This is a genomic window from Mammaliicoccus sp. Dog046 (assembly GCF_034039665.1).
Classification (GTDB): Bacteria; Bacillota; Bacilli; order Staphylococcales; family Staphylococcaceae; genus Mammaliicoccus.
Map to the genome: position 1 here is coordinate 1,693,737 of NZ_CP120131.1, position 12,843 is coordinate 1,706,579.

Consider the following 12,843-nt stretch of genomic DNA (forward strand, 5'->3'; position numbering starts at 1 on the left):
TTTACACATAAAAAAAGACCTATATAAATTTTGTAACGATAACAAAATTTATGTAGGTCTTATATCAATTAATTTACTTCGTGATCTGAACCAAAGAATGATTTGAACATTTGGAATGTTGCTTCTCTATTCATTGATGCAATTGAAGTTGTTAATGGAATTCCTTTAGGACATGCGTTCACACAGTTTTGTGAACTACCACATTCTTGAATACCACCATCTGACATTATTGCTTTAATTCTTTCATCCTTAGTCATGCTACCTGTTGGATGTAAATTGAATAAACGTACTTGAGAAATCGCTTGTGCACCCATGAAATTATTATTAACATTCACGTTTGGACAAACTTCTAAACAAACACCACATGTCATACATTTTGATAATTCATATGCTGTTTGACGTTTTTTCTCAGGCATACGTGGACCAGGACCTAAGTCATAAGTTCCATCAATAGGTACCCAAGCTTTAACTTTTTTCAAGTTATCAAACATACGTGAACGGTCTACTTGTAAATCACGTACGACAGGGAATGTTTTCATTGGTTCAAGTTTAATAGGTTGTTCCAATTGATCAATAATTGCAGAACATGATTGACGCGCTTTGCCATTAATAACCATAGAACAAGCACCACAAACTTCTTCAAGACAGTTCATATCCCAAGTTACAGGTGTAGTTTTTTCACCATTTGACGTAATAGGATTTCTTTGAATTTCCATTAACGCAGCGATTACGTTCATGTTCGGTCTGTAAGGTATTTCAAACTTTTCTTCATAAGATGCTGATTGTTCATTTTCTTGACGTCTAATGATTAATGAAATAGTTTTATTTTCTTGTTTTTGACCTTGTGCGTTTGGTTCAACTGTTTGTGTGTCTGCCATTATGATTTCCCTCCTTTAGATTTCTTAGAGTAATCTCGTTTACGAGGTTCAATGTGACTTAAATCAACTTCTTCATATGAGAATTCAGGTGCTTCTTCTGCGCCTCTGAATTGTGCAATTGTTGTTTTTAACCATTCTTCATCATTACGGTCTGGGAATTCAGGTTTATAATGTGCACCACGTGATTCATTACGATTGTATGCACCAATTGTAATAACCCTTGCTAATACAAGCATATTCCATAATTGACGTGTGAAGAATACTGCTTGGTTACTCCAAGTTGATGTATCTTCCATATCGATATCTTGATAACGCTTCATCAATTCCACAATTTGTTTATCTGTTTCTAGAAGTTTATCGTTATGACGAACAACAGTAACGTTAGCTGTCATAATCTCTCCTAATTCTTTGTGTAATTTATAAGCATTTTCAGTACCTTTTTGGTTTAATAAGCGATCGAATTTTTCTTGTTCTTCTTCGATTCTTGTTTGGAATAATGATTCATCTAATTCAGTATAAGATGTTTCGATATTTTTAACATATTCCATTGCATTTGGTCCTGCAACCATACCACCATATATTGCTGATAATAATGAGTTTGCACCCAATCTGTTACCACCATGTTGAGAATAGTCACATTCACCAGCTGCAAATAAACCTTTAATATTAGTCATTTGATCAAAGTCTACCCAAATACCACCCATTGAATAATGGACTGCTGGGAATATTTTCATTGGGACTTTACGAGGGTCGTCACCAGTGAATTTTTCATATATTTCAATAATACCACCAAGCTTAACATCTAATTCATGTGCATCTTTATGTGATAAGTCTAGGTATACCATGTTTTCACCGTTGATACCTAATTTTTGATTCACACATACATCAAAGATTTCACGTGTTGCAATATCACGAGGCACTAAATTACCATAGTCAGGATATTTTTCTTCTAAGAAGTACCAAGGTTTACCATCTTTATATGTCCAAATACGGCCACCTTCACCACGAGCTGACTCACTCATTAATCTTAGTTTGTCATCACCTGGAATTGCTGTTGGGTGAATTTGAATAAATTCACCATTCGCATATTTCGCACCTTGTTGGTATACAACAGAAGCTGCTGATCCAGTATTAATCATTGAGTTCGTTGATTTACCAAATATGATACCAGGTCCACCTGTTGCCATAATTACAGCATCAGAACCGAATGATTCAATTTTAGAATCTTTTAAGTTTTGTGCGACGATACCGCGTGCAGCATCTTCTTCGTCTTTCACTATACCTAAAAATTCCCAACCTTCATATTTCGTAACTAAGCCTTTAACTTCAAAACTTCTCACTTGCTCATCTAATGCATATAATAATTGTTGACCAGTTGTTGCGCCAGCAAATGCAGTTCTATGATATAAAGTACCACCAAATCTTCTGAAGTCTAAAAGACCTTCAGGTGTACGGTTAAACATTACGCCCATTCTATCTAATAGATGAATAATGCTTGGTGCTGCTTCAGTCATATTTTTAACCGGTGTTTGGTTAGCTAGGAAATCTCCGCCGTAAACTGTATCATCAAAGTGAATAAACGTTGAATCGCCTTCACCTTTCGTATTTACAGCACCGTTAATTCCACCTTGTGCACAAACAGAGTGTGAACGTTTAACAGGAACTAATGAGAATAAATCAACATGTGCACCTTTTTCTGCTGCTTTAATCGTTGCCATTAATCCAGCTAAACCACCACCGACAACAATAATTTTGTTGTTTGCCATAAAAATTGTCACTCCCCTAAAAAGTATAAATCTTATACGAATGCAAATATAGCTCTTAAGCCAATAATACTAACTACGATAAATACGAATAAAGTTACATAAGTCATGATACGTTGTGATTTAGGTGATTGTGTGATTCCCCAAGTGATGAAGAATGACCATAAACCATTTGAGAAATGGAATATAACACTTAGAACACCAACAACATAAAGGATGAGTGAAATAGGATTAGATAATATATCTGAAACCATATCAAAATCAACATGATGACCTAATGCAGCTTGAATACGTGTTTGGTATACGTGTACGGCAATAAAGATAAATGAAATGATGCCTGTAACACGTTGTAATAGAAACATCCAGTTTCTAAATAATGAGTGTCTGCCAATATTTTCTTTAGCAGTAAACGCTATGTATAATCCATAAATAGCGTGGAATAGTATAGGAATATAAATTACTACAACCTCTAATACAATTTTAAATGGTAAGTTCCACATAAAGTCCGAAGCTTTATTAAATGCCTCCGGGCTAATAGTTGCAAAGTGGTTAATTAATAAATGCTGAATTAAGAATATCCCTATAGGAATTACACCTAATAATGAATGAATACGACGTAATATAAACTGTTTTTCGCTTGACGCCAAAAGAAGTCCCCCCTAACTTTAATCTATGGCTCGATCGTTATTTTTAAGGATGTAATATTTGTAAACGATTACATCAACTCCAAAAAAAATTCGATGAGCATTACATGTATATTGTAACATTATCTAGCATGAATTTGGGTATGAGAATAATTCTCATACCCTTATAAATGGATTTTTTATTGTAAATTTACTCTTAAGATTTTAGTTTTTCAATCAAGTTTTCTGCAACTTTTTTTGGTAGACCTAAATTTGTAAATGCTTCCATATCTGCTTCTCTCATTTTTTTAATTGAGCCGAAATGTTTTAACAGATTTTGTTTTCTTTTCGGTCCAATACCTTCTATATCATCTAAAGCAGATTTTAAAGTTGTTTTTTGACGTGTTGATCGATGGAAACTAATTGCAAATCGATGCACTTCATCTTGAATTCGTTGTAATAAGTAAAATTCTTGTGAATTTTTCTTTAGTGGTATAATTTCTGCTTGCATGCCGTAAAGTAATTCTGACGTTTGGTGTTTGTCATTTTTACTTAAACCAGCAATAGGAATATCTAAACCTAATTCGTTTTCTAATACTTCTCTTACCGATGACATATGACCTTTACCACCATCGACGATGATTAAATCTGGTATCGGTAATCCTTCTTTTAAAACTCTTGTATATCTTCTTCTCACAGCTTCTTGCATTGATTTATAGTCATCTGGCCCATCAACCGTTTTGATTTTATATTTTCGATAATCTTTTTTACTTGGTTTTCCATCAACAAATGCAACCATTACAGAAACTGGATCAACACCTTGTATATTAGAATTATCAAATGCTTCTATTCTAATTGGCGTTTGAATTCCCATTGCTTCTCCAAGGTTATCAATCGCTTTTACCGTTCTAGATTCGTCTTTTGCGATAAGTTCAAATTTATTTTTCAATGCGATTTTTGCATTTTTTATTGCTAAATCTATCATTTCTTTTTTCTTACCGCGTTGTGGTTGAACTACTTTAGCATCTACAACTGACTCTACTGTTTCCAAATCTAGATTTTTTGGTATATGAATTTCTTTTGGCGTTAAATGTTGATTCAAACTATAAAACTGACCAATAAATGTATAAAACTCTTCTTCTGCAGTTTGTATAATTGGCACCATTGAGGCTTGTCTTTCAATGAGCTTTCCTTGTCTAATGAAAAATACTTGAATACACATCCAGCCTTTATCAACTGAATAACCAAAGATATCTCTCATAGTCATATCTGCTGACATCATGTTCTGCTTATAATTCAACATTTCTATATGTTGTATTAAATCTCTATATTCTTTTGCTTCTTCAAATTTTAATGCTTCACTCGCAGCCATCATTTTCTCATTTAAGTCATTCACAATCGTTTTATCATCACCATTTAAGAAATCTGTAATTTCTTTAATCATTGTTTGATATTCAGATTGTTCTACAGGATAAACACAAGGGCCTAAACATTGCCCAATGTGGTAATATAAACACAATTTATTTGGCATTGTGACACATTTTCTTAAAGGATATATGCGATCTAATAATTTTTTAGTTTCATGTGCAGCATATGCATTTGGATAAGGTCCGAAATATTTACCTGAATTCTTTTTAACTGTACGCGTTACGAGTAAGCGTGGATGTTTCTCATTTGTTATTCTAATAAATGGATAACTTTTATCGTCTTTTAACAAAATGTTATATCTAGGGTGATGTTTCTTTATAAGATTTAACTCTAATAATAAAGATTCAATTTCACTAGATGTAACAATAAATTCAAAATCTCTAATCTCAGCTACTAAACGTGTTGTCTTCTCATCATGTGCCCCGGTAAAATAACTTCTCACTCTATTTCTTAGTCGTTTTGCCTTCCCGACATAAATCACAGACTGGTGTCTATCTTTCATAATATAACAACCCGGTTCAGTAGGTAATACATCTAATTTTTGTTTTATTTTTAATTGGTAGTCTTCCACCTTTATACACCTACCTTCGTTAAATATTATATCAATAAATAATCTTCAAACATAAATATATGTCTTTATTTAACATACATAAAAAAGGCTGAGACATTATATTATGTCCCAGCCTCTTGAACCAACATATTCATGATGGTTAAGTTATATTAATAATGTTTAGATAAAACTTGTTCCAATTGTTCTTTAGGTTGGAAACCAACTACTTTATCTACAGCTTCGCCATCTTTGAATACGATTAAAGTTGGAATACTCATTACTTCGTATTTAGCAGCAGTTGCTTGGTTTTCGTCTACATCAACTTTCACGATATTAGCTTTACCTTCAACGTCTTTAGCTAAATCTTCAAGTACTGGTGCGATCATTTTACAAGGTCCACACCAAGGTGCCCAGAAGTCCACTAAACTTACGCCTTCTTTAATTTGTTCATCGAAATTTGAATCAGTTGCTTTTACTAATGCCATAGGAAAAATCCTCCTTGTTTACTTATGATAGTGAGAGTATAGCACGCTTTATTTATCAATGCATGTTGTTTGCTCACACTGTATTTTACTTCATGAATTGCTATGAAGCAATCACTTAAATTGTGGTTTTCTCTTTGATATAAATGCATCGATACCTTCTTTAGCATTTTCAGTATCAATAATATCTACGAAATGTCTTTCTTCAATTTGATCACTTTCTAATGATAAATCTAAATTAGACATTTGTTTTATGACTTTAATTGAATCTGCTGATTTAGATGCAATTTGTTGTGCTAACGCTAAAGTTACTTGATCTAATTCCACTTCATCTTTAACGATATCGTTAAACAATTCTTTAATATCATTTAAATTTACATTCTCACCAGTTAATGCAATTTGTAGTGCTTTATGTTGTCCAACCATATCAGACAACCTTCTGACACCACCAAAGCCTGGGAATATACCTAAATTAATTTCCGGTAAACCTACTTTAGTATCTTGTGTAATGATACGCATATCACATGCCAATGCTAATTCAAATCCTCCACCTAAACATACACCATGAATGGAACTAATCACTGGTTTATGACAAGTTTTAATTAATCTAAATAGTTTTGCACTTGTAGATGCTAAATTAAGCCTTTCGTGCTTAGTTAAATTTGGAAATGATTTAATATCTGCACCAGCAGAAAAACATTTACCGTTACCTTTTATAACGATGACTTTAATATTTGGATCAAATCCTTTGTTTTCAATCGCTTCAATCAATCCATTCAACACCGCTTCATTTAGCGCATTTACTGGTCCATGATTTAATTGAATAAACAATATTTGATTTTCTATTTTTGTTTCAATCATTGTTTGCCTCCTTTAAAAAAATATTAAATATGCAATACCTGCTATAAATGTTACTGCAGAAATAACGAGCAATACTTTTGCTAGTTTATACATATCAAAGTTATCCAATATGCTTCCTCCTTATTTCAACGTTACTACAGTTACACCAAATCCACCTTCTGAAGGCATACCTGTTCTGTAACTATCAACTGAACGGTGTCGTTTTAAGTGATCAGTGACACCTTTTTGAAGTGCACCCGTACCTTTACCATGAATAATGTTTACTGTACCGTAATTTGAAAGTACAGCTTGATCTAAATATTGATCTAATTCTATCATTGCTTCTTCATATCGATAACCTCTTAAATCTAAATCCATTTTTATTGTAGATCGATTTGTTCTAGGTACAACTTTTTTCACAGGCTGTTTCTTCTTATCTAGTTTTTCTAAATCTTTTATTTCAATTTTCATTTTTAATATACCCATTTGAACAACCGCTTCTTCTTCATTGATCACTTCAATGACTTCACCTTTTTGTCCATATGAAAGTACTTTGACATCGTCGCCTTTTTCTATCTTATCGTGTCTTTCTTTTTGCACATTTTGTTTCAGTGATTCAGCTGTATATTGGTTATCTAATCGTTTCTTTCTTTCAATGAGTTCATGTTCTTTCACATTTGCTGCAGAATTGTCTCTCATTTCTCGTAATTCTTGAAGTATCGTTTCAGCTTCTTTTGTCTTTTGTTTTACTTCTTGGTTTGCTTTCGTACGTGCTTCATCCATTAACTGTTTTTTAAAGTTTTCAAAACGTTGTAATTCTTGACTTAATGATTGATGTAATGCAGTTGATTCTTGTTTAAGTTTTTCAACTTCAATTCTATCATTTTCAACAGATTTTGCATTTTTTTCTAATGAAGCAATCATTTGATTGATTTCTTTCTCATCTTGTCCGATTAATGTTTTCGCATGATTGATAAGTTCTGTTTTTAATCCTAATTTTTTTGAAATTTCAAATGCGTTTGATCGACCAGGAATGCCCATCAATAATTTATATGTTGGTCTTAACGTTTCAACATCAAATTCAACACTAGCATTCATTACTTTTTCACGATTGTAGCTATATGCTTTCAATTCTGGGTAATGTGTTGTAGCCATAATCAACGCATCACGTTCAATCGTATAATCTAAAATACTCATTGCTAAAGCGGCACCTTCACTCGGATCCGTACCCGCACCTAATTCGTCGAATAAAATCAAAGAATCTTTATCAGATTGATCAATGATACTTACAATATTTTTCATGTGAGATGAAAATGTTGATAATGATTGCTCAATAGATTGTTCGTCTCCAATATCACAAAATACTTTTTTGAATATCGTAATAATAGAGCCATCTAAAGTTGGGATTAACAAACCAGACTGTGCCATTAATGAAATTAAGCCAACTGTTTTTAATGTAACAGTCTTACCACCTGTGTTTGGTCCTGTAATAATCACAGCATTTATATCTTGTTTAAACTCGATTGTATTACTGACTACATCATCTTGGTTAATGAGTGGATGTCTCGCTTTAGGTAAATAGATTGTTCTATCATCCGATACAGCTGGTTTTGTAGCTTTAATAGTTGCACCATACTTTGCTTTCGCAGTGACAAAATCTAAATGTCCCATAATTTGTGTGCTTAATAACAATTCTTGACCTACTTCACTGACACTTTCGGTTAAGATATAAAGTAATCTATCTTTTTCTTCTTTTTCTTTTGCCTTAACTTGTGCAATTTGATTATGCATTTCTACAATTGCACTTGGCTCGATATATAAAGTTTGACCAGAAGCAGATTGATCATGAACAATACCGCTAAAGTCTTGTCTATATTCAGCTTTAACTGGTATAACATGTCTATCATTTCTTACAGTTACTAGCGCATCAGATAATTTCTTCTGATTGGACTGAGATCGAACCATTTGTTCTAGTCTTGATTTGATTCTATCTGTTGTTTTTCTGATTTGATATCTTAAATCAGCTAATTTTGGACTCGCATTATCAAATAAATCATGTTCATCACATTGTTCACTGATTTGATTAAGCAAATCACTTAATACAGGCAATTGCGCTGCGTATCCATCTATATTTGGATAAAGGATGTCTTCATCTTCATCGACGATACTTGCATAAAAAGTTTTAAATCGATTCTGAACTTGAATGTTTCGCTTAATTTGATTAAGTTCTTCAACGTTCAATAAACTACCAATTTCAGAGCGTCTAACATAAGATTTAATATCTTTAAGCCCTGAATATCCCGGCATTCTGTGCTTATTATAAATTTGAGTTAATTCATCTGTTTCGTTTAAACTATGTTTTACGGTTTCTATATCTATACTTGGTTGTAGTTCTTTTATGAGTTGCTCAGCAATATCACTTGTCGCATGTGCTAATAATTGTTGAATAATTAAGGGATACTCAAGAACTTTTAATGTTTTATCATTCATTTTATCTTCCCTCTTCTTTAATACTTTTATTTATTTGAAGTAATCCATGTTTTGAATGCGTCACGGCTCATTGCATTAATGACTTGGGATTTACGTACCCAGCCTTTTTGTGCAGTGCCAACACCATATTTCATGAAATCAAAGTGATCAATATGATGTGCATCCGTATTAATTGTAATCATTAAATCTGGATTGGCTTTCAACACTTCTGCATTTAAATCTAACCTTTGTGGATTTGCATTTAATTCTAACACTGTGTTCGACTCTCTCGCCATCTTAATGAGTTGCTCCATATTAACTTTGTACCCTTCTCTTCGGCCTATAATTCTACCAGTTGGATGTGCAATGTGTCTGACATATGGATTTTCACAAGCTGTTTTGAGTCGATGCATAATTTCTTCTTCAGTTTGGTTAAAGCTCTGATGAATTGCAGCAATAACATAATCTAACTCTTTCAATACTTCATCAGGATAATCTAATGTGCCATCTGGCTTTATATCCATTTCCGTACCACTGTAAATATCAATTTCTTGATATTTTTCATTGAGAGATTTAATTATTTTATTTTGTTCGAGTAATCGTTCAATCGACAAACCATTTGCGACTGCTAAATTTCTAGAATGATCCGTAATACAAATAAATTTATAATTTCGTTTAATTGCCGCTTCAATCATTTCTTCAATTTTAAATGCACCATCACTGTAAGTCGTGTGCATATGGATATCTCCATTTATATCACCGAGTTGAATGATATCTTTAAGATCTTTATCAAATTCAGTACCATCTTCTCTCATTGCTGGTGGAATAAACGGAACATCATAATGTTCATATATTTTTTTCTCGCTATCATAAGTGATTAAACTTCCATCACTTTTTTCAATTCCATATTCGCTGACTTTCTCATTTCTTTGTTTAGCAAGTTGTCTTATTCGAATATTGTGGTCTTTTGATCCAGTGAAGTGCTGTAACGTATGATAAAAAGATGCTGGTTTAATTAATCTAAAATCTACACCGATAATATCATCATCAATCTTTAAATCGAGTGAAACTTTAGTCTGTCCTACAGCAATTTGTTCATTAATATTAGGTAGTTCTAATAATAATGACTGTACTTTCATTTCATCGTCTGTAGCAATGATGTAATCTAAATCTTTACTTGTTTCTCTCATTCTTCTGTAGCTTCCGGCAACTTGGAATTGTTTTATTTCGTCGATACTCTCTAAATATTTTTGAATGCTCGATTGTGCTTTAATCATTGAATTTATTGGATATCTCTCAGGTCTTTGACCTAATATTTTCGCTTCTTCTAATAATTTTTGTTCTGTTTTTTTAGCAAAACCAGGTAATTCAGAAACTTTTTTATTTTCACAAGCATCTATCAAATCTTCTTTATTTTTAATATCTAATTCTTTATAAAGTTTAGCTATTTTTTTACTACCTAAACCAGGAATTTTTAGAAGTGGGATTAAACCTTCAGGAATTTCTTGTTTCAATTCGTCTAAATAGGTTTGTGTACCCTCATTTAAATATTCATTAATGACATCTCCTACACCTTTACCAATGCCTTTTAAAGTTGTAATATCTTCTATTTCTTGCAATGTTCTTTCATCGGTTTCAAGTGATTGACTTGCTTTTCTATACGCAGATACTTTAAAAGGATTCTCCCCTTTAATCTCCATATATATCGCAATTGTTTCTAACATTTTTATAATATCTTTTTTTGTTAACATCTCTATTCCTCCGTAAAAAAAGTCATAGGTTCTCCCATGACTTTTTTTCTAATATGAATTCATTTAATTTGAAAGCCATTTTACTAATAGATCAGATAAGAATGGTGTTTTTGTTAGTATCAGATTTCCTAATGAAGACTGATGTAATGATTCTATAAATGAAGGTACCGGTATAACTGCAATTGCTGCAATTATAATGATGACGATGATGTAAGCTTCGATAAAGCCTAATGCTATCGCAAAATATTTTTGATATTTGCCACCAAATGTCATTTGATGATAAAAATCAAATACAGTAGCTATAATTTGTAAAATCACTTTTGTAAAAACAAACAAAATGAGAATTGCCATAATATTATAGAACGCATTCTCATTATTTATATTATCAAATATCACATTCTTACCATCCGTTGAAGCACTTGGATAAGGTAGAATTAAATGTAATTGTTTACTAAATGGTACATAGCATATTGCTGCTATAACTAATGAACTGATTGTTGCAATGGAATGTAAAGATTGTAAGACGAGACCACGTCTATAGCCAATGATAACACCCAATAACAAACATAAAACCGTGAGTAATGTAATCATTATCAATTTCCTTTATTTTTTAATTGTTTAATTTCTTCTTTTAATTTTTCATTTTCATCTTCTAATTTAACATATTCATGCATCACATTTACAGCAGTGAGTACTGATTTACGCGTTGTATCTAAACCGGCATTTAATCGCCCAAGCGCTTTAATCTTCTCGTCTACTCTTCCAGCTACATATCGAATATGAGAAGGATCATCTTCACCAATAATTGTATAATGTTGATCATTTATAACTACTGTAACTCTATTTTTGTTTTCACTCATTATACTACCCCTGTTCAAATTATAAATGGAATTCTATATATTTAATCATAATATATTATACATGACATAAGTTCATTTGTGTATGAATATCATAAACTTCATCTGAGAATATTCGTTTATTGTATCTATTTGTGCTAATCTATTAATAGAAAATTTATTAAAGGTAGGACATAACTGTGGCTAACATCGTAAAAATTATAAATACAGAAACAATTAATCAAATCATTTCAAAATATCATATGGAAACCACAAATTTACCAACTGGTACACTCGCTCGCAAAAAAATTAAAAGTACCCAAGTTCAAATTTATCGATCAAAGAAAATTATGTTTCAAGGTAAAGACGCAGAACAAGTTGCAAGTGAAGTACTCGGTCAAAAAATGACACCTACGCAAAGTTCAGCGCCTAAAACACCAAAGACTTATCAATTTGATTCACACAATACTATTGGTAGTGACGAAGCAGGAAGTGGTGATTATTTCGGACCATTAACTGTATGTGCAGCATATGTTTCAAAAAAGAATGCATTACTTTTAAAAGAATTAGGCGTGATGGATTCAAAATCATTAACAGACACAAAAATCGTTACCCTTGCTGAACAAATCATTCAAATATGTCCACATTCACTTATCGTACTTGATAATCAAAATTATAATGAGAAACAAGCTGAAGGTTGGAGTCAAGTTAAGATGAAAGCAGTCTTACATAATCAAGCAATCACAAACGTCATTAATCGAATAGATGAACAGTCACTAGAACAAATCGTGATTGACCAATTTGTGCAAGCAAGCACTTATGAAAGATATGTGATTGGACCAATGCCTCGTAAAGACATTACATATTTCGAAACAAAAGGCGAATCAAAATCGATTGCTATTGCAGCAGCTAGTATTATCGCACGATATGCATTTGTTAAACATATGGATAAACTATCACAAACATATAATGTTACGATACCAAAAGGAGCAAGTAATAAAGTCGATTTAGAAGCTGCAAAGCTCATCCAAAAACATAGTATTCAACAACTCGATCAAATTACAAAGAAACATTTTAAAAATAGAGACAAAGCATTGAGCTTAGTCAGCCGTAAAAGGAGAGATTAATATGTTGTTCATTACATTCAGTTGGCAAGTCATATTGGCTTTAGTAGTCATTTGCTATTTAATATGGTTCATCGGTAAACAAATAACAATATTGAA

11 protein-coding genes are annotated in these 12,843 nt (G+C 32.2%); 1 reads left to right on the forward strand and 10 read right to left on the reverse strand.

Annotation, left to right across the window (positions count from 1 at the left end):
- Positions 1-68: 68 nt before the first annotated feature.
- The 10 genes from sdhB to zapA all read right to left on the reverse strand — a co-directional run bounded on the left by sdhB (position 69) and on the right by zapA (position 11,644).
- Positions 69-878: a succinate dehydrogenase iron-sulfur subunit gene (gene sdhB, locus P3U32_RS08435; protein WP_323702690.1), complete on the reverse strand. Its 810-nt coding sequence runs from the start codon at positions 876-878 to the stop codon at positions 69-71.
- Positions 878-2,644, reverse strand: coding sequence for a succinate dehydrogenase flavoprotein subunit (gene sdhA, locus P3U32_RS08440; protein ID WP_323702691.1), 1,767 nt, complete (start codon positions 2,642-2,644; stop codon positions 878-880). Before sdhA ends, sdhB begins: the two co-directional genes overlap by 1 nt.
- A 32-nt stretch (positions 2,645-2,676) precedes the next feature.
- Entirely contained in the window at positions 2,677-3,288 is a 612-nt protein-coding gene (locus P3U32_RS08445) for a succinate dehydrogenase cytochrome b558 subunit (protein WP_323702692.1), read from the reverse strand.
- A gap of 193 nt (positions 3,289-3,481) precedes the next feature.
- On the reverse strand, positions 3,482-5,263 hold the full coding sequence (uvrC, locus tag P3U32_RS08450; RefSeq protein ID WP_323702693.1) for an excinuclease ABC subunit UvrC: 1,782 nt from the start codon (positions 5,261-5,263) through the stop codon (positions 3,482-3,484).
- A gap of 149 nt (positions 5,264-5,412) precedes the next feature.
- On the reverse strand, positions 5,413-5,727 hold the full coding sequence (trxA, locus tag P3U32_RS08455; RefSeq protein ID WP_323702694.1) for a thioredoxin: 315 nt from the start codon (positions 5,725-5,727) through the stop codon (positions 5,413-5,415).
- Positions 5,728-5,838: 111 nt separating this feature from the next.
- Positions 5,839-6,585, reverse strand: coding sequence for an enoyl-CoA hydratase/isomerase family protein (locus P3U32_RS08460; protein WP_323702695.1), 747 nt, complete (start codon positions 6,583-6,585; stop codon positions 5,839-5,841).
- Between the two features lie 120 nt (positions 6,586-6,705).
- Positions 6,706-9,054, reverse strand: coding sequence for an endonuclease MutS2 (locus tag P3U32_RS08465; protein WP_323702696.1), 2,349 nt, complete (start codon positions 9,052-9,054; stop codon positions 6,706-6,708).
- A 26-nt stretch (positions 9,055-9,080) separates the two neighbouring features.
- The gene (gene polX / locus P3U32_RS08470) at positions 9,081-10,784 is read right to left on the reverse strand and encodes a DNA polymerase/3'-5' exonuclease PolX (protein WP_323702697.1); all 1,704 of its coding nucleotides are present in this window, start codon (positions 10,782-10,784) and stop codon (positions 9,081-9,083) included.
- A 63-nt stretch (positions 10,785-10,847) separates the two neighbouring features.
- Complete coding sequence (locus tag P3U32_RS08475) at positions 10,848-11,375, reverse strand: CvpA family protein (protein WP_323702698.1); 528 nt, start codon at positions 11,373-11,375, stop codon at positions 10,848-10,850.
- Positions 11,376-11,377: 2 nt separating this feature from the next.
- Complete coding sequence (zapA, locus tag P3U32_RS08480) at positions 11,378-11,644, reverse strand: cell division protein ZapA (RefSeq protein ID WP_323702699.1); 267 nt, start codon at positions 11,642-11,644, stop codon at positions 11,378-11,380.
- A 176-nt stretch (positions 11,645-11,820) separates the two neighbouring features.
- Here zapA and rnhC point away from each other — a divergent pair, with 176 nt between their 5' ends.
- Entirely contained in the window at positions 11,821-12,747 is a 927-nt protein-coding gene (gene rnhC / locus P3U32_RS08485) for a ribonuclease HIII (RefSeq protein WP_323702700.1), read from the forward strand.
- Positions 12,748-12,843: the final 96 nt, after the last annotated feature.